20 protein-coding genes and 1 tRNA gene are annotated in these 20380 nt (G+C 41.8%); 14 read left to right on the top strand and 7 right to left on the bottom strand.

Annotated elements, in window-relative coordinates; translation table 11 throughout:
- Positions 1 to 106 precede the first annotated feature (106 nt).
- The 5 genes from P2W71_RS07200 to ftsY all read left to right on the top strand — a co-directional run bounded on the left by P2W71_RS07200 (position 107) and on the right by ftsY (position 2484).
- Positions 107 to 754, top strand: a complete 648-nt coding sequence (locus P2W71_RS07200; RefSeq protein WP_276368906.1) for an HAD family phosphatase — start codon at positions 107 to 109, stop codon at positions 752 to 754.
- Positions 755 to 858: 104 nt separating this feature from the next.
- A complete protein-coding gene (gene rpmB / locus P2W71_RS07205) occupies positions 859 to 1101 on the top strand; it encodes a 50S ribosomal protein L28 (RefSeq protein ID WP_276368908.1) in 243 nt (80 codons plus the stop codon).
- A gap of 15 nt (positions 1102 to 1116) precedes the next feature.
- Positions 1117 to 1299, top strand: a complete 183-nt coding sequence (rpmG, locus tag P2W71_RS07210; protein WP_276368910.1) for a 50S ribosomal protein L33 — start codon at positions 1117 to 1119, stop codon at positions 1297 to 1299.
- 2 nt (positions 1300 to 1301) lie between these two features.
- On the top strand, positions 1302 to 1457 hold the full coding sequence (locus P2W71_RS07215) for a DUF4295 domain-containing protein (RefSeq protein ID WP_276368913.1): 156 nt from the start codon (positions 1302 to 1304) through the stop codon (positions 1455 to 1457).
- Between the two features lie 67 nt (positions 1458 to 1524).
- On the top strand, positions 1525 to 2484 hold the full coding sequence (gene ftsY, locus P2W71_RS07220) for a signal recognition particle-docking protein FtsY (RefSeq protein WP_276368915.1): 960 nt from the start codon (positions 1525 to 1527) through the stop codon (positions 2482 to 2484).
- Positions 2485 to 2486: 2 nt separating this feature from the next.
- Here ftsY and P2W71_RS07225 read toward each other — a convergent pair whose 3' ends face one another.
- Positions 2487 to 3197, bottom strand: a complete 711-nt coding sequence (locus tag P2W71_RS07225; RefSeq protein ID WP_276368917.1) for a DUF6048 family protein — start codon at positions 3195 to 3197, stop codon at positions 2487 to 2489.
- Positions 3175 to 4383, bottom strand: a complete 1209-nt coding sequence (locus tag P2W71_RS07230) for a DUF6452 family protein (protein WP_276368919.1) — start codon at positions 4381 to 4383, stop codon at positions 3175 to 3177. The genes P2W71_RS07225 and P2W71_RS07230 overlap by 23 nt, the downstream gene beginning before the upstream one ends.
- 213 nt (positions 4384 to 4596) lie before the next feature.
- Here P2W71_RS07230 and rimO point away from each other — a divergent pair, with 213 nt between their 5' ends.
- From rimO to P2W71_RS07245, 3 genes are all read left to right on the top strand, one after another.
- Complete coding sequence (gene rimO / locus P2W71_RS07235; protein ID WP_276368921.1) at positions 4597 to 5916, top strand: 30S ribosomal protein S12 methylthiotransferase RimO; 1320 nt, start codon at positions 4597 to 4599, stop codon at positions 5914 to 5916.
- 71 nt (positions 5917 to 5987) lie between these two features.
- Complete coding sequence (gene bshC / locus P2W71_RS07240; RefSeq protein WP_276368923.1) at positions 5988 to 7556, top strand: bacillithiol biosynthesis cysteine-adding enzyme BshC; 1569 nt, start codon at positions 5988 to 5990, stop codon at positions 7554 to 7556.
- 63 nt (positions 7557 to 7619) lie between these two features.
- Complete coding sequence (locus P2W71_RS07245) at positions 7620 to 8198, top strand: 5-formyltetrahydrofolate cyclo-ligase (RefSeq protein WP_276368926.1); 579 nt, start codon at positions 7620 to 7622, stop codon at positions 8196 to 8198.
- Positions 8199 to 8206: 8 nt separating this feature from the next.
- Here P2W71_RS07245 and P2W71_RS07250 read toward each other — a convergent pair whose 3' ends face one another.
- On the bottom strand, positions 8207 to 9253 hold the full coding sequence (locus P2W71_RS07250) for an agmatine deiminase family protein (protein ID WP_276368928.1): 1047 nt from the start codon (positions 9251 to 9253) through the stop codon (positions 8207 to 8209).
- 73 nt (positions 9254 to 9326) lie between these two features.
- A tRNA-Val gene (locus P2W71_RS07255) sits at positions 9327 to 9401 on the bottom strand.
- Positions 9402 to 9562: 161 nt separating this feature from the next.
- Here P2W71_RS07255 and P2W71_RS07260 point away from each other — a divergent pair.
- On the top strand, positions 9563 to 11791 hold the full coding sequence (locus P2W71_RS07260; protein WP_276368930.1) for a bifunctional alpha,alpha-trehalose-phosphate synthase (UDP-forming)/trehalose-phosphatase: 2229 nt from the start codon (positions 9563 to 9565) through the stop codon (positions 11789 to 11791).
- Between the two features lies 1 nt (position 11792).
- Here the strand turns inward: P2W71_RS07260 and P2W71_RS07265 are convergent, their stop codons facing one another.
- The gene (locus tag P2W71_RS07265; protein WP_276368933.1) at positions 11793 to 12554 is read right to left on the bottom strand and encodes an SDR family oxidoreductase; all 762 of its coding nucleotides are present in this window, start codon (positions 12552 to 12554) and stop codon (positions 11793 to 11795) included.
- A 39-nt stretch (positions 12555 to 12593) separates the two neighbouring features.
- Positions 12594 to 13106: a YdeI/OmpD-associated family protein gene (locus P2W71_RS07270; protein ID WP_276368936.1), complete on the bottom strand. Its 513-nt coding sequence runs from the start codon at positions 13104 to 13106 to the stop codon at positions 12594 to 12596.
- Between the two features lie 112 nt (positions 13107 to 13218).
- Here P2W71_RS07270 and P2W71_RS07275 point away from each other — a divergent pair, with 112 nt between their 5' ends.
- The 5 genes from P2W71_RS07275 to P2W71_RS07295 all read left to right on the top strand — a co-directional run bounded on the left by P2W71_RS07275 (position 13219) and on the right by P2W71_RS07295 (position 19821).
- Positions 13219 to 13668: a MarR family transcriptional regulator gene (locus P2W71_RS07275; RefSeq protein ID WP_276368938.1), complete on the top strand. Its 450-nt coding sequence runs from the start codon at positions 13219 to 13221 to the stop codon at positions 13666 to 13668.
- A 65-nt stretch (positions 13669 to 13733) separates the two neighbouring features.
- Positions 13734 to 14315 carry a nitroreductase family protein gene (locus P2W71_RS07280; RefSeq protein WP_276368940.1) on the top strand — a complete coding sequence of 194 codons (582 nt, stop codon included), beginning with the start codon at positions 13734 to 13736 and terminating at the stop codon, positions 14313 to 14315.
- Between the two features lie 90 nt (positions 14316 to 14405).
- Positions 14406 to 16682, top strand: coding sequence for a TonB-dependent receptor (locus P2W71_RS07285; RefSeq protein ID WP_276368942.1), 2277 nt, complete (start codon positions 14406 to 14408; stop codon positions 16680 to 16682).
- 11 nt (positions 16683 to 16693) lie between these two features.
- Positions 16694 to 17566, top strand: coding sequence for a DUF4249 domain-containing protein (locus tag P2W71_RS07290; RefSeq protein ID WP_276368945.1), 873 nt, complete (start codon positions 16694 to 16696; stop codon positions 17564 to 17566).
- Positions 17567 to 17607: 41 nt separating this feature from the next.
- Positions 17608 to 19821 (top strand): PQQ-dependent sugar dehydrogenase, encoded by a 2214-nt coding sequence (locus tag P2W71_RS07295; protein ID WP_276368948.1) that lies wholly within the window; start codon positions 17608 to 17610, stop codon positions 19819 to 19821.
- On the opposite strand, the gene P2W71_RS07300 is transcribed toward P2W71_RS07295, so the two are convergent.
- Positions 19818 to 20315, bottom strand: a complete 498-nt coding sequence (locus P2W71_RS07300) for a cupin domain-containing protein (protein ID WP_276368951.1) — start codon at positions 20313 to 20315, stop codon at positions 19818 to 19820. The genes P2W71_RS07295 and P2W71_RS07300 overlap by 4 nt on opposite strands.
- Positions 20316 to 20380: the final 65 nt, after the last annotated feature.

Below are 20380 nucleotides of genomic sequence, written 5' to 3' on the forward strand. Positions count from 1 at the left end.
TACCTAAGATTTAAAACCTATTTCAAATTTCTCGAATCCTGCCATCTTTGCACGGGTTTAACCACCCCACGATTTATCTAAAAAACTCTTCGAAAACTTCACACGCATGGATTATGCTTTTATATTCGACATGGACGGCGTCATTGTCGACAGTAACCCGACACATAAAATAGCCTTGAAACAATTTTGTAAGGAACACGGCTATGACCTTTCTGAAACCGATCTGCGGGAGAAAATTTACGGAAGAACAAATAAAGATTGGTTGTTGAATTTGTTTGGGGACCTTGATGAGCAAACCATAAAGAAATATGCCGAGGAGAAGGAAGCGCTGTTTCGAAGTTTATATTCCGATATTAAACCTGTCAGGGGTCTAATTGATTTTCTGAATGCGTTGGACACCCTCAACATAAGTCGGGCTATTGCTACTTCTGCGCCGCGCGCCAATGTTGACTTTACACTCGAAAAAACGAAGACGGAGCAATATTTCCCTACAATTCTTGATGATTCATTCGTTACCGAAGGGAAACCAAATCCGCAGATTTACCTCAAATCTGCGCAAGCATTAGGATTTAATCCTGCTAAGTGCATCGTTTTTGAAGACTCGCTTTCAGGCGTCAAGGCAGGTAAAAGGGCGGGATGTAAAGTAGTGGGTATTACTACCACGCATACGGCGGAAGAATTAAACGAAACAGACTTTATAATAGAACATTTTGAAGGTTTAGATCCTCAATCCTTGATTTCTCGACTTTATTAGAGTTAAAGCAGGGATTATTTTAATATGGCGTTGGATTATTAAGTTGAGGTAGCGATATTTGCAATCCGTTTTGAAAAACGGGGATTTTAAAACATTTACGAAGTATGGCACGAGTTTGTCAAATAACAGGAAAGAGACCCCAGGTAGGGAACAATGTTTCTCACGCTAACAATAAGACAAAACGAAGATTCTTACCGAACCTTCAAAAAAAGCGTTTTTTCCTCCCAGAGGAAAATAAATGGATAACTTTAAAAGTATCCACAAAAGGAATTAAGACTATCTCAAAATATGGCGTTTCAGCCGTATTGAAGGAAGCTAAGGCAAACGGATACCTGGTGTTGAAATAAAAAAGTAAAGGAATCATGGCAAAAAAAGGTAATAGAATACAGGTGATTTTGGAGTGCACTGAGCACAAAAACACGAACATGCCAGGCATGAGCCGTTATATCACTACCAAAAACCGGAAAAATACAACTGAGCGGTTGGAATTGAAGAAGTACAATCCGATCTTGAAGAAATATACCGTACACAAAGAAATTAAATAATTATGGCAAAGAAAGTTGTTGCGTCCCTTAAGAAAACAGACGGAAAGAGCTTTGCAAAAGTGATCCGTGCTGTGAAGTCTGAAAAGACAGGTGCCTATACATTTAAAGAAGAAATTGTACCTGCTGACTTGGTAAAAGAAACACTTGCTAAGAAGTAATCTGCTTCAAAAGAATTTGAAAAGTCCCCAAGAGGGACTTTTTTTGTTTTAAAACAAATCTTCGGTTATGGCAATATTCGGTAATCTGTTTTCCAAAGAAAAAAAGGAGACACTCGACAAAGGTCTTCAAAAATCAAAGGAAAGCTTCTTTGGCAAACTTGGAAAGGCTTTGGTGGGGAAGTCTACTGTCGATGATGAAGTGCTGGATAACCTGGAAGAGATATTAGTCACCTCAGATGTAGGCGTAAGCACCACTTTAAAAATCATTGATCGAATCCAGCAACGTGTGGCCAGGGACAAATATTTGGGAACTTCGGAGTTGGACAAAATATTAAAAGAAGAAATTGCCGCTTTACTTGCTGAAAACAATACCACCGACATCAGTGATTTTGATACGCCTGCGGATAAAAAACCGTACGTTATCATGGTGGTTGGGGTAAATGGTGTTGGAAAAACAACAACCATTGGAAAACTGGCCGCACAGTTTAAGAAAAAAGGAAAAAAAGTTATGCTTGGTGCTGCGGATACATTTCGGGCCGCAGCTGTAGATCAACTCATTCTTTGGGGTGAACGTGTGGGTGTACCCGTGGTATCAAAAGGGATGAATACTGACCCATCAGCTGTTGCCTTTGATACAATCAAAGCGGGTGTCGACCAGAACATGGACATTATCATCATTGACACCGCAGGCAGACTTCATACGAAAGTAAACTTAATGGCCGAGCTAACAAAGATCAAACGTGTGATGCAGAAAGTTATTCCTGATGCACCCCATGAAGTGTTGCTCGTATTGGATGGCAGCACTGGTCAAAATGCAATGATCCAGGCGACAGAATTTACAAAGGCCACTGAAGTAACTGCATTGGCTATCACCAAACTCGATGGCACTGCGAAAGGCGGTGTAGTTATCGGTATATCAGACGAGTTTAAAATTCCCGTCAGATACATTGGGGTCGGCGAGAAAGTAGATGATTTACAAACCTTCAACAAAGTCGAGTTTGTAGACTCATTGTTTAAGAAAAACTGAACTTATTTTTTGTCACGTACTATCACTGGTGGCTGCTTCCGCACTGGAATCCTGATAAAAATCTGATAGTTAAAACCCCAATAAGAATCTTTATTGGTGCGTCCATATCCAGGGACATCTGAAGGAATAATGTTTTCGGTGTTATCATGTTTTAACCCAAACTTAAAACGCGCGGTATAACCCATCCATATCATTCGCCAGATTTTTACCCGTAACCCAGTCGTTAATTCAAACCAGTGTGCATTGATGCCGCTATGAGCATATTCTAAATTTTCATAAGCGTCTGTGACATCGTTATAGGCAACCACATTTAAATTTTCAGAAAAATTGGCTTTTCCATAGCGGGCGCCAAGGAAGAACATGTTTCGATCTAAATCTTTTAATAAGAAATTAACATCGACACCCACTCTCCAATACGTGCCGTCATTGGAATAATTGCCTGAATCACTTTTAAAAGTTCTTGCCCATGACCCATAGTCAAGAGCGAGATAATAACGGTAGAAATCTACATCAGCGTTTACCTCCCATCCGCTAAAATTATCCTGGAACTGTGTTTTAAAAAGGCTTATTGCGTCTGTGCCGATGCGTATACCGGTAGGGATGTAACTGTGTTTCACCACCGAGTCGGCACGTACTGAATCGCTGCTCTGTGAAAAGCCGCTTATTGCCATTATCCACAGCAGGAATATGTTAATCAACCGTGATTTCAACATTTGTTTCGGTTGGGAATTGAAGGGTGGTACGAGTGGGCAGTACATTTATTTTTCCGATGTCTGTTACCTCGGCTATGTTGGTTATCACAGGGTTTTCGCAAGCATTGAAAGGCGTAAGTTCGGTTCTTGTATATCGAATGCTCAACGTATCGATGGTATCATCCTCATATTGGATATAAAATGTGGAAACATCGGATGCTAAATCCACAGGAAGAACGACGCTGCTGCCCGAGTAGGGAGGCTTTATCAAATTTCCAGGGGCGTGATCAGCTGTAATGCTTTTAATGTTAACCACCTGTGTAGCCGTGCCCTTTTTAAAAGCTACCTGGAGCAAATTGGTCTTGGGGCAATCAAAAATACGGAGGTTTGCGACCTGTGGGTCCAGCAGCGATCTAACCGGTTCATCCAGTGCGTCAAGGCCGAAATTGATGGAATCAAAGGTATGCTCCCTAACCCGGAGATCGGTTACAAAAGTTTGTACGCCGCAGGCCTTATAGCGCTGTTCGGTTACAAGAGAATACCGCACGACCAAGGTATCTTGGGAAACATCGGTTTTAAATACATAGGCACTTTCATTTTCATTCAGGTTAACGGGTAGCTTCACAGTTGCGGATCTACCCGAAAACACAATATCCGAATAGTCCAAGGTTATCGATTCAAATGGATGACTTATGAAACTGCTTCGTGGGCTCGATATAATAATGCCATCGCTCCGCGCGAACAATTGATTAAAATTAAGAGTAAGCGTGTCGGTTTCTGGGCATCTGTATATTTCAATGTTTGTCCCAACTCCCTTTGTGGGTGTTGAATTGACGATCCGAACTGAATCAAAATCATGGTCAAGTATTCGAAGGTCCGACAACTCAAAGCTTGACCCGCAGTCTTCCGATATGAATTGATTTTTTACCGTATACCCAAAAGCCAAAAAGTTTTTTTTATCGTTTTCGCCGTCAAAAATCAATACTCCCTCTTTTTCAAAATAATTAAGCTTGGCATTAAAGGATGTGATGATATTATTTTCGCCTTCTTTGATGAAGTTTTTTAATAAAACAGAGTCGCCTTGTCCGGTTCCAATTACCCGGAAGGTAACACCCAAAACATCGTTGTGCAGTTGAAAACAGTCTGGTTCATCCAGGCAGGATGTTGCTAAAAGAAGAGAAAAAATGAACCAGCTAAGTTTTTTCATTTCTATCAAATGATGTCTATCAATTCACTTACCCGTTGGTTTTTAGTGAAATATCTAACCACGCCTGTTAAATCAGTCCAAAACATGAAAAACATATTCGCTATGGCGATTCTTTGGCCGAAATTGCGGCTGTAAAGATAGGTTAACGCTCCGAAGGCCAAATTCTGTGCCCGTTTTATTTTTAGTATTTTTGCGGCTTTAAAAGGATAGATTTTGAAGACCAAGGGAAATAGGAGGAATAAGGTAAACATCGTTACGCTGGGATGTTCTAAAAACCTGGTGGATTCAGAGGTGCTTTTAACGCAACTCCGCGGTAATGGCATTGACGCCGTACATGAATCCAAAACAGACGATGCGAATGTCGTGGTGATTAACACTTGTGGCTTTATTGACAATGCGAAACAGGAATCCATCGATACAATTTTGCGCTATGTAGATGCAAAAGAAGAAGGAATCGTAGATAAGGTTTATGTTACCGGATGTTTGTCTCAACGGTATAAAGACGACCTGGAAAAAGAAATACCCAATGTGGATGCATGGTTCGGAACTCGGGATTTATCCCGAATGCTGAAAGTATTCAATGCCAATTATAAACAAGAACTGATTGGCGAACGGATTCTTACCAATCCGAGCCATTATGCATATTTAAAAATCTCTGAAGGATGTGACAGGCCTTGTTCGTTTTGTGCGATCCCGCTGATGCGGGGAGGGCATATTTCACGACCTATTGAAGAACTTGTTCTAGAGGCGAAAAATCTGGCCAAACAAGGAACAAAAGAATTATTGCTGATTGCTCAGGATTCCACTTATTACGGGCTTGATCTTTACAAGAAAAGAAATCTGGCTGAACTTCTTTTACGATTATCTGATGTTCCTGGAATTGAGTGGATCAGATTGCATTATGCCTTTCCTGCCGGTTTTCCTATGGACGTTCTGGATGTAATGGCGGAACGTGGCAACATCTGCAACTACCTGGATATACCGCTTCAGCATGCTTCAAGTCGTATGCTCCAGTTAATGCGTCGGGGAACTACACGCGAAAAAACAGAAGAGTTGCTGAATTCTATTCGTGCTAAAGTGCCAGGAATCGCCATTCGTACTACGATGATTGCCGGTCATCCGGGTGAGCGTGAACAAGATTTCGAAGAGTTATTAGATTTCGTCAAAAAATCACGGTTTGATCGATTGGGAGTGTTTACTTATTCACATGAAGACAATACACATTCTTATACGATGCCGGACGATGTTGCTGAGGATGTGAAGCAGGAGCGTATGGAAGCAGTTATGGAGCTTCAGGAAAACATTTCGTTGGAACTGAATACAAAAAAGATCGGACAGACCTTTAAAGTGTTGGTGGATCGGAAAGAAGGAGGAGTATTTGTCGGTCGGACAGAGTCAGATTCGCCTGAAGTTGACAATGAGGTAATTATTAAGAGTGAAGAATATTTACGAATCGGAGACTTTGTAAATGTGACCATAACCGCAGCATCGGAATTTGATTTAACTGGTGAAGTAGCCGTTGTGCCCCAGTAAGTCCTAACCTAATCTGATATTTGTCGTTATTGCGTTTATGGTTTTTAATATCTTCAATCTTTGTTCATACCATGCAGCTTAATAAAATCACGCTGGCTGATACCCGTGCCTTCAGTCCTTTTTTTCTGGATTATATTGAGCAAAAAGAGTTATTAAAACCGTTCTATAACCGGTTCCCTTCCCTGGAGAATTTTAAAGATCAAATTGGTGAAAAATCCAGAGCCTTTCCCGATGCTAACCGCGAAGTCCTTGTAACGGCACTGCAAAAACAGTACGACGGAATCACCCTTTCAAAACAGGTATCCGAAAATATTTCAGCGTTAAGCAGCAAAACAACATTTACCGTAACAACTGGGCATCAGTTAAACATTTTTACAGGTCCGCTATATTTTATTTTTAAGATCGTTACCGTAATCAACACCTGCAAAAAATTAAAAGCACAATATCCTGATTATAATTTTGTGCCCGTGTATTGGATGGCATCTGAAGATCATGACTACGATGAAATAAAATATTTCAAGTTGTATGGAAAGAAGTATGTGTGGGAGACGGATCAGGCAGGCGCTGTTGGGAGGTTTCACACAAAAGGACTTGATACAATAGCCAATGAGTTACCAGGTGAAATAAAAATCTTTAAACAAGCGTATAGTAAGGGAAGGACCCTTAGCCAGGCCGTTACTTATTATGTAAATGAATTGTTTGGAAGCGAAGGGTTGGTGGTATTGGACGCCGACGCCCACGGGTTGAAGATGTTGTTTCGTGATGTAATGGAAAAGGATATTCTCGGCCAGACATATAAAGGAATTGTTGATCAGACAAATGGGAAGCTGCAGGATTTAGGATATAAAACGCAAGTCTATTGTCGAGATATAAACTTTTTTTACCTGGACAAAGGTCTTCGCAGTCGAATAGAAAAGCATGGGGATGAATTTAAAGTAATTGATACATCCCTTTCATTTACTTCAGACGAAATTAAAAGGCTTATAAAAGAAGAACCGGAGAAGCTTAGCCCGAATGTTATTCTCCGTCCGTTGTATCAGGAATTTATTTTGCCGAACCTGGCCTATGTTGGTGGGCCGGCGGAAGTAATATATTGGCTACAACTGAAGGCAATGTTCGATCATGTGGGCACACCATTTCCAATTCTTATGCCCCGCAACTTTGGATTGATAATCGATCATGAGATCAACCGTAAATTCTTAAAGACAGGACTGGAGCTAAAAGATTTATTCGAAGAGAAAAATTTCCTTTTCAATCACTGGCTGTTAAAACATTCTGTCAGGAACCTTACAGTAGGTGCCGAACGGACAGAGGTTAGTAAAATTTTCGATCAGCTTCAGGAACGAGCACTTTCAATGGATAAGTCGTTAGGACCTTTTGTAGCCGCACAAAGCCAACGAACATTAAACAGCCTGGAAAAAATAGAACGCAAGATGATTCGTGCAGAGAAGCGGGTACATGCGGACAAATTCCGGCAGATAGAACACGTAAAAGACTCATTGTTTCCTGGCGATGGCTTGCAAGAACGTTCAGATAACTTTCTCAATTTTTACTTGCAAGACCAGCACTTTATAGAAAAGCTCATTGATACATTCGATCCCCTCGATTTTCAGTTTAATATCCTGCGTTATAATGCATAATCAAAAATCGAGAACGCAAGAATGTATTTTTGGAAGAAAACTTATGGCTACTATATTTGAGGCATGACCAAAGCCGAACTCAGAAAATTTTTTCTTAACGAGCGACTTTCACTTACAGAGACTGAGTTAAATCAATATAACAGAGAAATCTGTGACAACTTCTTCTCGCAATTAAACCTGCAAAATGTTAAGGTTCTCCATTCTTTCATCCCAATGGAAAACACAAAGGAACCGGATACATGGAGGATTATTAACAAAATCAAAAGCGATTTTCCTGCCATCAAAATATCAATTCCGAAAATTAACGTACAGACTATTGAAATAGAAAATTATTTTTTTGAAGGCCCACAGCAACTCAAAACTAATGCCTGGGGAATTCCTGAGCCGCAATACGGAATGCCCACAAAATCAGTTGAGATTGACATGGTGCTCGTGCCAATGGTCATCGCTGATCGACAAGGACACCGGGTAGGCTATGGGAAGGGATTCTACGACAAGTTCCTGGCTACCTGCCAACCTTCCTGCATACCTGTTGGACTTTGTTTCTTTGAACCGATTACACGTATTGATGATATCAACGACCTCGATGTGCCTCTAAAATATTGTGCTACCCCGACGAAAGTGCATCGTTTCGCGCTGTAGCAAATCATTTATACCGTGGGCTCCTGTTGACTCAGACAATGGAATGATCCTAATCCCCAAATAATATCCCAGGAATCCAGGCCAATCACTTTTCGATCTGAAAAACAGGATTGAAGTATTTGAATTGCGCGATCGTCATTTTTATCTCTGAATGTTGGAACGATGACATACTTGTTGCCGATGTAAAAATTTGCGTAAGAGGCAGGCAGGCGCATATCTTCATAAACCACAGCAGACGGCATTGGTAATTCAACAATGTCTATTGCTTTACCGCTTTCCAGTCTAAGGGATTTTAAAGCTTTTAAATTCGCCTGCAGTACAGAATAATTTTCGTCTTTTTTATTTTCTTCTACAACTGTTACGACTGTTGTTTCATTAACAAATCTGGTTATGTCATCGATATGACCATCGGTATCATCTCCAATGATGCCATCGCCGAGCCATAAAATATTTTCTACGCCGTAATAGTTGTGCAGGTATTGTTCAATTTGTGATTGATTCAAATGCGGGTTTCGATTGATGTTTAACAGGCAGGACGAAGTGGTAAGTACTGTACCCTTCCCGTTAAAATCGACTGAGCCTCCTTCCATCACTATCCCTGGATAAAACACCGGGATGTTGTAGTGCTGCGCAATGAGGGTTGGGATGTTGTCATCTAGATCGAATGGAGGATATTTGCCGCCCCACGCATTGTATCCCCAATCAACGATAACTTTTTTCTGCTCGGCTTTGGAATTGATCAGGAAGGCAGGACCATGATCTCTGCACCATGCGTCGTTGGTAGGATGCATGAAAAAATTTATGTTACCCAAATCCGCGGAGACTTCCTTTAAGTAGCGCAATACTTCTTGCTTCATTACTTCATCCACCACGTTAATATTAACTTTCTCGCCTTCGGCAAGCAATTTTATAAACTGTGCATATACCGGGTAGATAGTTTTTATTTTGCCTGGCCATGAGGCTTCCTTATGAGGCCAGCTTAACCAGGTTGCATCATGTTTTGCAAACTCTGCCGGAAAGTAATAGCCTAATTCTTTAGGAGTTGGAAGATTCATGTTAACAAGCGTTTGACATGTGGAGTAGATTCAAAAGCATTAAATGAAAAAAGCCTCAAGTGAGGCTTTTTCGTGGGAGCTGAGGGGTTCGAACCCCCGACCCTCTGCTTGTAAGGCAGATGCTCTGAACCAGCTGAGCTAAGCTCCCTTTATTGGGATTGCAAATGTAAAAGAGATTTTAGTTTATACAAAAAAACTTTTTAGTCAAACATAATTGTTTGATTCGATAGTCAGGTAACCGTTAATTGCGACCGTAGAAAACGTTGGATTTGAACAATTTATATTCATTGGTTGTCTAATATAGTAAGCATGAACCAGGAAAGTCTATCAAAAATGACCGAAAGCACAACTTCAAGGCTCATACTCGTCTCTAACCGATTACCGTTACAGCTTGTTGAGGAAGACGACAAAGTTACCATTAAGCAAAGCGATGGAGGATTAGTAACCGCTTTGAAAAGTTATTTCGAAGAAGAATCCACCAAGGGTACTTTCCAGCAAAAAATTTGGGTTGGTGCCGCGGACTTTCCCGAAAAACGGTGGCTGAAATTAGATCAGAATAACAGCGATTTTAAGGTTGAACCGCTGTTCATGGATAAGAAAATCTATAATAAATATTACAATGGATTCTGCAATGCGACCATTTGGCCACTGTTTCACTACGTTCCTTCGTATGTCGTTTATGATCAGGATTTTTTTGAGAATTATGAATTGGCAAATCAGCTATTCGCTGACCACCTGTTAAAAATTATTAAACCCGGCGATACTATTTGGATTCATGACTATCAACTCTTTTTAGTTCCCGGGTTAATTCGGGAAAAAATGCCGGAGGCAACCATCGGTTTTTTCTTGCACATTCCTTTTCCATCGTTCGAGATCTTCAGGTTGCTTCATCGCCCCTGGAAGGAGAAAATTATTCGCGGGCTATTGGGTGCCGATCTGATCGGATTCCATACACACGAATACGTGCAGCACTTTTTGAAATCAGTCAGGATGGTCATGGGATACGATCATCAGTATCGTGTTATAGCATTTGAAAACCGTATCGTGAAAGCCGACTTGTTTCCGCTGGGTATTGACTTTAAACGTTTTAATTCATCCACCAAACGTCCAGCCGTACTGGAAGCGCGGAATTCTATCTTAAAGAATTTCCCCAAGAAAAAAATAATATTTTCAGTTGACAGACTTGACTATACGAAGGGTGTAACACATCGCCTCTCCGGCTATGAAAGGTTCCTTACGCTACATCCCGAGTGGCTAGAGAAAGTAGTCTTTATCTTAGTGGTGGTGCCTTCACGCCAAATAATTTCCAAATACAATGAACGTAGGAAATTGATAGAAGAACAGGTTGGAAGTATCAATGGGAAATATTCTACGCTCTCCTGGCAACCCATCATTTATCGTTATAGCCAGATCGATTTCGATGAGCTTTGTGCATTGTATCAAACGGCGGATGTGGCCCTGATTACACCCTTACGGGATGGAATGAATCTAGTAGCCAAGGAATATGTTGCCTGCGCTGTTCATCAAGGTGTCCTTATTTTGAGTGAACTGGCCGGGGCGGCAAATGAACTAGGCGAAGCGTTGCAGGTGAATCCAATGGATGCAAACGAGGTAGCCAGTGCCATTCATCAGGCGTTGACGATGCCTCTGGCTGAGCAGTTATATAAATTAAACTCTATGCAAAAGCGTCTGTCTGATTACGACGTAGTGAGTTGGGTTAATGATTTTTTAAACCAGTTGTTGGAAGTAAAAAATCAGCAACACTCAGAAGAAAGAAAATATGTAACGTCTTCTATCCGCAAGGAAATCGTGAGAAACTTCCGGCAGGCAAAAACGCGCAATTTGCTTTTAGATTATGACGGAACGTTGGTTCCGTTTGCCCGTTATCCACGCGAGGCTATGCCGGATAAAAATTTGTTGAAACTTCTGGCAACGCTCGGATCTGACACCAGAAATAACCTCACAATAATCAGTGGCCGTGATGCCTCCATATTGGCAGAATGGTTTAAGGATGTACCTGTAAATCTGGTGGCAGAGCATGGGGCTGTAATTAAACGTGTGCAGCAAGATTGGACATTGGAAAGAGAAATCGATCAGAGTTGGAAACCATTGCTGCGTCCTACGTTAGAAATGTTTACCAAACGAAGTCCACGTTCTTTCATTGAAGAAAAAAATCATACCCTTGCCTGGCATTACAGGAATGTAGAGCCTGAATTGGGATTCATTCGCTCGCGTGAATTATTGGATAGTCTTTTTCACTTAATACGAAACGGACAGCTCCAAGTCATCGATGGCAATAAAGTGATTGAAATCAGGGCAGCAGGAATCGATAAAGGCGTAGCAGCAAAAAAACTTATCGATGAAACAAATAGCGATTTTATCCTAGTGGTAGGCGATGATAAGACGGATGAAGATATGTTCAGATCACTGGCTGATAGGGCATTAACCATTAAGGTAGGACCAGGGCACTCGAGCGCTAAATATTCTGTTTCCAATCAAATGGAAATTATTAAGCTTCTTCACGATTTTGCTGAATAACTTAATAGGGCGATGGGCTTGTGCTCGTCCAACCTCCATCTACTACCAAGGATTGTCCAGTGATATGACCTGCCTGAGGTGACACTAGAAACAGTGCTGCATATGCAATATCCTGAACGGTAGCTGGTCGGCCAGTAGGAGTTATTCGTGACCATGTAGCTTCATAATCCTGATCGCTCGCGGTTCGTTCTGTCAACGTGGCGCCTGGAGCAATTGCGTTTATCGTTATGTGAAAAGGTGAAAGTTCAACAACCAATGTTTTCGCCAGCATTTCAAGCGCGGCCTTAGACATTCCGTACGCCGCTAAATTTTTATGCGCCTGATGTCCGGTTACTGAAGACATCAAAAGAATTCGACCTGAACTCTTCAACTTTTTCATTTGAATTGATGCGGCTTGGGCTAGGAAAAAACTTCCAGCTAAATTCAGTTTCATCACCTTGTCAAAATCCTCCGGTTTATACTCAAAAAAATCTCCAAATAATGTGATGCCTGCATTAGCAATCACTATGTCAAGTTTTCCAAACCTCGTAAGACTCTCCGCCACCAGTCTTTGTATGAACGTTATGTCAGAGGCATCTCCTGAAAAGGGTAGGCAGATATTGGGATCCGGCGAAACGCTAGCCGCAGCGTTAATGGTCATTGATTCATTGATATCATTCAAAATTACCTTCGCGCCGCGAAGCACAAGCTGCCTGCATATTTCCAGTCCTATGCCTTGGCCCGCACCTGTTACAATTGCAACTTGTCCCTGAAAATCATTCATGAGTGGAAATATTTTAGTTTTTAATTCTTTATATTAATGTTAGCTCACTACGTTGCCTTTGTTCGCACGAATCATTTCTCCGAACCCTTGTTTTTTATTTAAGCCTGTAACAGCCATCACTATTCGTTTCGTTTTTGTCTGAACTGTTTTTGCGCTTTCAATCCAATTGCTAAAGTAATTTTGATGAGATTTTGGGAGAGACTTAAAAAATGATAAGGCCTCAGGATCTTCCTTTAGACATGCGATCAGATCTTTGGAAAGGGCAGGCGCACGGTTATCCAGTTGCATCGTTACTTGCACTTTATCACCTCGATTTTTTTGAATTAACTTTCGGATTTTGCCATTCACCGGAAGTATAAAACTTCCATCGCCCATAGGCAATAATGCAACTTTTTCGAAAGCATAATTGTCAATCGTTCCCTTAATCCGGAATGAAACCTTGCAACCAGGATTTATTTTTTCGGCCTGTGCAGCGCTTAATTCAATATAGGACCAACCAGATTTTTCACCTTTTTTTTCGAAGCGGAGAATCGTCGTTGCGAATTGAATCATATGCTGGCAATAGCGTTTTTTTAAAAGAAACCAAGACTTAATAGCCGCATTAAAGCTCGGAAATTTTGGGAACTCCTGATTAATATTGTACAAATTGAATGTACTTTTAAACATGACTTTAGAACAGGAACTTAAGCAGGAAAGATTTACAAACGAATATGAAAAGATGGTGGTAAATATTCTTTTTACCAGCAGTTGGTTGGCTAACCTGAACGCTTCTCGATTAAAGCCTTTTGGACTTACTCCGGAACAATATAATGTACTTCGAATTCTGCGTGGGAGCCACCCTCAACCCATGATGTTGGCCGAGATTACTTGCAGAATGATTGATAGAAACAGCAATGCCACCAGGTTGGTAGAAAAACTGCGACAGAAAGGATTTGTTAAACGTGAAATTTGTGAAAATAACCGACGACAAGTCGATATTTCCATTGTGGAACCCGGCCTGAAAATTCTCCAAGAAATTGACAATAGCCGGGATCAATGGCTTGAAAATCTAAAAACGATCTCCAAATCGGAGGTTGAGGAACTTAACAATGTGCTGGATAAGTTAAGAGGTTAATTAAACAGACGGAAGACATATTGCTACTGAAGATGGCAATGGTTTTCTTAAAGGAAACGGACTTAATGCAAAAGTCAAATCAATTTCAATATCCTGTTTCAGATCTGATCAAGAACAGAAGGAGTCCGCGTGCGTTTTCAAATCAGCCTATTGAACCGGCTAAAATATATTCATTATTTGAAGCAACAAGGTGGGCGCCGTCTAGTACCAACGAGCAACCGTGGTTATATGTTTATGCCACACATGACCAAACAGAACTTTGGACGACGCTTTTTGATTGTCTTAATGATGGAAACAAACTTTGGGCAAAAGATGCACCGCTGCTAATTTTAACTTTGGCGCGAAAGAATTTTTCGCGATTCCCTGGAGCGAATGCCCATGCCATGTATGACCTCGGTGGTGCAAATTCGTTTCTATCCCTTCAAGCAGTCGAAATGGGTTTGCAGGTGCGACAAATGGCGGGATTCAATCTCAGCAAAACAATTGAGCGGGTAAGAATACCTTCAACGTATGAGGTAGGGGTTTTTATTGCTGTTGGATATCCAGGCGACCCTGAAATGTTGCCAGAAAGACTAAAGTTACGGGAATTGGAGCCGCGCGAACGGTTTCTCCAACAAGAATTTGTGATGAACAAGGCCTTTGATTAAAGGCGGCGATAGTTACATTGCGAATCCGGATAAGATATTATCAAGTGTGGTAGGTTAAGCTTTTGAATAACATATTCAATCCCAAGCTGTGTGTTAAAATATCTATTTTTTTCGTTGACCTTAATTTCCGGCGTATTGCAAGCGCAGGATATCGACGTAACCGGCATCGTTCACGATAACGAGGGTCAACCTCTACCGCAAGCTCATGTCGTAGTACTTCCTGATTCTATTTTTACCTTATCGGATGTTGAAGGTGAATTTAAGATTAAAGTTCCTCGAGGTGAAAAACAAATACATGTTTCATATGTAGGATTTGAGAATTTTAATCGGGCCATCAAGTTTACCCGCGATACAACACTTACGGTTTCTTTAAAATCAAAAGCCAGTCAATTACAAGAGGTAGTTATTTCCAGTACCAGAAATCCACAGCAGGAAATTTTTGAAGAAAATCAAACCAGTAAACATGTCCTGACGCAAAGTGATATTAATGCGATTCCTGTTTTAGGAGGCGAGGCAGATGTGATCAAAACGTTGCAGCTGTTACCGGGAACTGTTCGAGGCATTGAAGGAAGCAGCGACTTGTTCGTTCGTGGAGGTGCCGCAGATCAAAATCTTGTTTTACTTGACGATGCTCCGATTTACAACACAAGCCACTTGTTCGGATTTTTGTCTGTTTTTAACGCCGACGTCTTAGATCGTGTGGAAGCCATCAATGGCGGATTTCCCGCCGAATTCGGTGGACGGTTGTCATCTATTTTGAATGTGGGCACAAAGTCTAATATCCCTCAGAGGACCGCAGTGTCCGGCGACATCGGACTAATAGCCTCCAGGTTATATGTGGAGCAACCTGTCGTAAAAGACAAAGCAAGTTTTTGGGTAGCCGGGCGCCGGACATACATCGATCAGGTGATTCGTGCAACGGGAGAAGAGTTGCCATATTATTTTTACGATTTCAATGGAAAATTTATTTTTAAGCCTACTGATCGCGATGAGATTCAGTTTAGTCACTACAGCGGTGAGGATTTGCTAGATCTTTTTCGAGACCGCAATGGTGATGGTGATGGGTTTTTGACCACCTACGCTTCCGGCAATAGCAGCCAGTCACTCCGTTGGAATAAATTACTCAAACACAACTGGCATAGTGCAGTCTCACTGACGCGTACAAAATACCGTTATAACATTCTTAATGCATTTGAAGAAAATGAATTGATAGCCCAATCCGATATTGAAGATTATGGCGTTCGCTTACTCCTTCAAAAGGATTCTGTGGGAAACGGAAGCATAAAAACCGGCGTAGATTGGACGCGACACCAAGTCAGCCCCAACGTGATCAACACAGCAGGATCCATCAGCGAGTTGCTAAAAAGCAGTTCAACGCGAGGGCGAATTGCCGATGAGTTTGCTTTTCACATTCAATATGATTGGTCGCCCTTTGAAAAGATCCAAATTAATGCTGGATTACGTATATCGTCGGCAGTGGTACTTAACAAAAATTATTTCTTCCCGGAGCCGCGCCTTTCAATTCGGTATGCCTTGCACGATGATGAAGCATTGAAATTTAGTTATTCGCGCATGGTTCAATACATGCATCGGATATCTAATTCTGCTGTATCCTCGCCAACAGATATATGGTATCCCGTAACTGACAGCATTCGTCCACAAACGTCGCATCAGGTGGCGCTGGGTTGGCAACGAAATCTTTCAGATGAAAATATTTTTTTGAGTGTAGAAGGCTATTATAAAACCATGCATGAATTGGTAGGCTATGAAGAGGGGACTAATCTTTTTCTAAACACAGACTTTGAGTCAAAGCTTATTCAGGGTCGAGGTGAAGCTTATGGTGTTGAATTCTTATTGAGAAAGAATTCGGGCAAACTTACAGGGTGGGTGAGCTATACATTGTCGTGGTCGAACCGTCAATTTGATGAGATCAATGGAGGCAGGTGGTTCCCTTCACGTTACGATCGTAGGCATAACGGTGCCGTTGTGGCGCAATATGCATTTAATAAGCGATGGGCAGCATCCATGGTTTGGGAATACATATCAGGGTCTAGGTTCACGCCAATCATCGGACAATATGCATTGCTCGCGCCAACATTGACAGGCGCTGACTTGATACCGGTTTATTCCGGAATTAATCAGGTAAAGTTATCAGCTTCACATCGCCTTGATGTAGGCTTAAAATTTAAAAGTAAACCCGGCCGAAAGTTTCAATGGCAATGGTTTGCCGGCGTCTATAATGTCTACAATCGTGCAAATCCTATTGGGATTAATATTGAGCAAGATGAAGTTGATGGATCGCTTCGGTATACACAACCTGGTTTGTTTGGCTTTATTCCTTTCTTGAGTTATGGCTTTAAATTTTAAAATGGGAAAAAATGAGGCGAGGTGTTTGTAAATTAAGTGTGGTTCTGTTGAAGCAACTTCCCTTGGCAATGGTTTTGATTTTGTCTGGCTGTCTTCCAGATCCGTTGGACGTGAATGGTCTTCCGGTTGTGAAGCCGCAAATTGTGGTGTCAACACAAATTATTCCTGATCAGTCTTTAATAGTCTTTTTGACAAAAACTTTTGGAGCACTTAATGGCAGTGACGACAGCGACCCAGAGGAATTGTTAAATCAAATTGCGGTTGATGATGCGACCGTTACCATAAGTGGCCCAGGTGGTACTTACGAACTATTGGCGCTGGAAAATGGGCTCTATGGTGGCTTGATTATTCCATTTGAGGAAGGCCAGGAATATGAATTGCGTGTGACTAGCGCATCGTTGGGCGAAGTAAAAGCAACGACAACTGTAAAACCATTGGTTACCTTTGAAGACATAAAGGCGGAATTAGTTTTCAATGGATTTGACGATACGCTGGCACAAATTACTTACCGTTTGTCGGATGCTTTGGAGCAGAATTGGTATATGATAAATGTGCAACAGATCGAACGCGATGAATTGGTTGATAATTTATTAAATCCACGTGCTTTTATTCGCCTATTGGATGATGAAGCTTTTAATGGTGAAACGTATCAAGAGACTTTTCGCGTTTTCCCGCGCGACTTTATTCCTGGTGATACCATTGCTGTTTCACTTTCAAATGTCAGCAAGGAATACTATGATTTTATTAATCTTCGGCAGGAGAATCGATTTAGCTTTGTCGAATACTTAAGTGAGCCGGTAAATTATCCGTCTAATGTTGTTGGGGGCAAAGGGTTTTTCAATCTATATATCCCGGATGTTGAAACTTTCATTCTTGAATATTAGCAGAACATGCAAATCGAATAAGTTTTTTTTCAACTTAATATATGCTAAAGTTTCATACTATAGTGTTAGTCGTATTGCTGGTGTGGTGTAACAACCGCGTTGGTGCACAGAGTTATCCTGCAGACTTTGCTCAAGTACTAGTTACAAATGGCATTGCCAATCCGACCGCCATGGCATTTGCTCCTGATGGACGAATCTTCGTGGCGCAGCAGGCGGGAAGACTTCGCGTGATAAAAAACAACACACTGCTTCCGACTTCATTTGTTCAGTTAACAGTAAACGCTACTGGCGAACGTGGCCTCATTGGCATTGCACTGGATCCCGATTTTGTTTTAAATAATTACATTTATCTGTATTACACAGTTCCGGGAACACCTGCCCATAACCGCATCAGCAGATTTACAGCCAATGGTGATATTGCCCAGGCGGACAGTGAGGTAATTATTTTAGAACTCGATCCCCTTAGTAATGCTACCAATCACAACGGTGGGGCCATGCATTTTGGACTAGATGGGAAACTTTATGTTGCCATCGGCGAAAATGCAAACTCGGCACACGCTCAAAACCTAGATACATACCATGGAAAGTTGTTGCGCATCAACAAAGACGGCAGTGTACCCGGAGGTAATCCGTTCCCAACTGGCAGTGAGCAACGTAAGAGAGTTTGGGCATATGGCTTGCGAAATCCATACACATTTTCTATTCATCCTGAAACGGGCCGAATTTTAGTAAATGATGTGGGTCAGGTCACGTGGGAGGAAATTAACGATGCGACTACCGGCGGAAAAAATTTTGGCTGGCCAACAACGGAAGGAAAGTTTAATGCCGCTTCTTTTCCAAATTTAACAAATCCTATTTATGCCTATCCTCACGGAGGCGGTGATGGAAAAGGTTGCGCCATAACAGGAGGAACATTTTTTTACCCCTCAAATACAAATTACCCAGCCGAGTATTTCGGAAAATACTTTTTTCAAGACTTGTGTAATCGATGGATTAATACGTTGGATGTTATGGCGACTACTACCACCAGATTTTCTTTTGCTACTTCAATTGGTGGTAACAGCTTAGCACTCTCAGTAGGACCCGACGGAAACTTATACTACCTCAGCCGGTCTTCAAGTGCCTTATATAAAATTATTTATAATAGGGCAACCAGTCCCTACATCATCAGCCATCCGGTATCTTTAACGACCGCCGAAGGACAATCGGCAATTTTTAGCGTCAATGCATTGGGATCAACGCCGTTTAACTATCAATGGCAGAAAGATGGAATTGATATACAAGGTGCAGTGAATGATTCACTCATCATTGAAAATGCGCTGCTTGAAAACCAAGGCGAATACACGGTGACCGTTTCAAATGCAGCGGGAGTGTCCACCAGCAATGCAGCGACCTTAACAGTGATTGAAAACGCTTTACCCGTCGCTGAAATATTAACGCCCATGTTGGGTGCAACTTATGTTGCAGGCACAGAGATTGAATTTGCAGGCGTTGGAAATGATGCTGAAGATGGTCCATTACAGGCCACAGCTTTTCATTGGGAGATCAACTTTCATCACGGAACACATCAACACGATCAACCGGCCATCGAAGGCGTTAAGAACGGTGCTTTTGTAATCCCGAATGAAGGCGAAACTTCTGACGATGTCTGGTATCGTGTCATCCTTACCGTCACGGACTCTAAGGGAATGGTGGGTAAAGATTCCGTTGACATATTTCCAAAAAAATCTATTATCACGTTAACAACTGATCCACCTGGGCTGGAGGTACTTGTCGATGGGCAAGCCTCTGCTACCCCGCTCGAAATATCCAGCGTTGAGGGTCTTCTCCGGACCCTAAGTGTCAATACACCACAACAACTTAATAATGTGGGCTACGAATTTGCATCATGGTCTAATGGCGGAGAGATCACACAGGTACTGGCGACGCCGGCTGAGGATCTTTCTTTGATCGCAAACTTTTCTATCATCGTGGCCGTAGAGAGCGACCCTGAGCCGGGGGATGTTGTGCTATACCCCAATCCATCTAAAATGGGTTGGGTTGTTATCACGCTGTCGGCAAAGGGGAACCAAGGGGTGACGATTCAACTGGTAAACCTGCTGTCTCAAGTTGTAGCGACTCAAGAACAACATCTTACTCATGAAGAAAATCATATTCGATTTAATTATGGTAAGCAGGCCCGAGGAATATATTCAGTAGTGGTCAAGGCAAAGGACAAGACAATTGTAAAGAAATTATTAATCCCGGAAAACTAGACCGTAAGGTCGTTAATGATTTCCTTGTGGCGAGGAAAGTCAAGCAGCAACTTCGCTCGGTCTGCTAGTTCAAAGTCCTTAAAATCGAAGCCTGGTGCCACCGTGCAGCTCGACAAAGTGTAAGTATCCGGCTTAATAACTTTGGCGCCAAACCAGCAGTTGGCAGGAATCACCACCTGCAACGAGTCGCCTTCGTGCGCGTTGTCACCTAGCTTTACCACCTTTACGGTTTCCTTATTAAGGATGTAAATGTGCAAGGTACTTCCAGAATGAAAATGCCAGAGTTCGTCTGATTTGATCCGATGAAAAAGAGATTTATCTCGCGACCGTAACAAAAAATAAATGGCGGTGGAGAAATTCCTGGGAGCGTCAAAGCGGGAAGGCAGTCCGCAGATTTGAATATTTTCCTCAGATCGGTAAGTTTCCCGGTAAAAGCCCCCCTCGGGATGCGCTGTCAGGTTAAGATGTTGTATCCAATATTCGGCCGGCCGCATAATTCACTTCCGATTTCAAAATGAGCATTCGCAAATATATAGTTTCCACGGCTATTTTAATTCAG

It is taken from the genome of Chryseolinea sp. H1M3-3 (assembly GCF_029360725.1).
Taxonomy (GTDB): domain Bacteria; phylum Bacteroidota; class Bacteroidia; order Cytophagales; family Cyclobacteriaceae; genus Chryseolinea.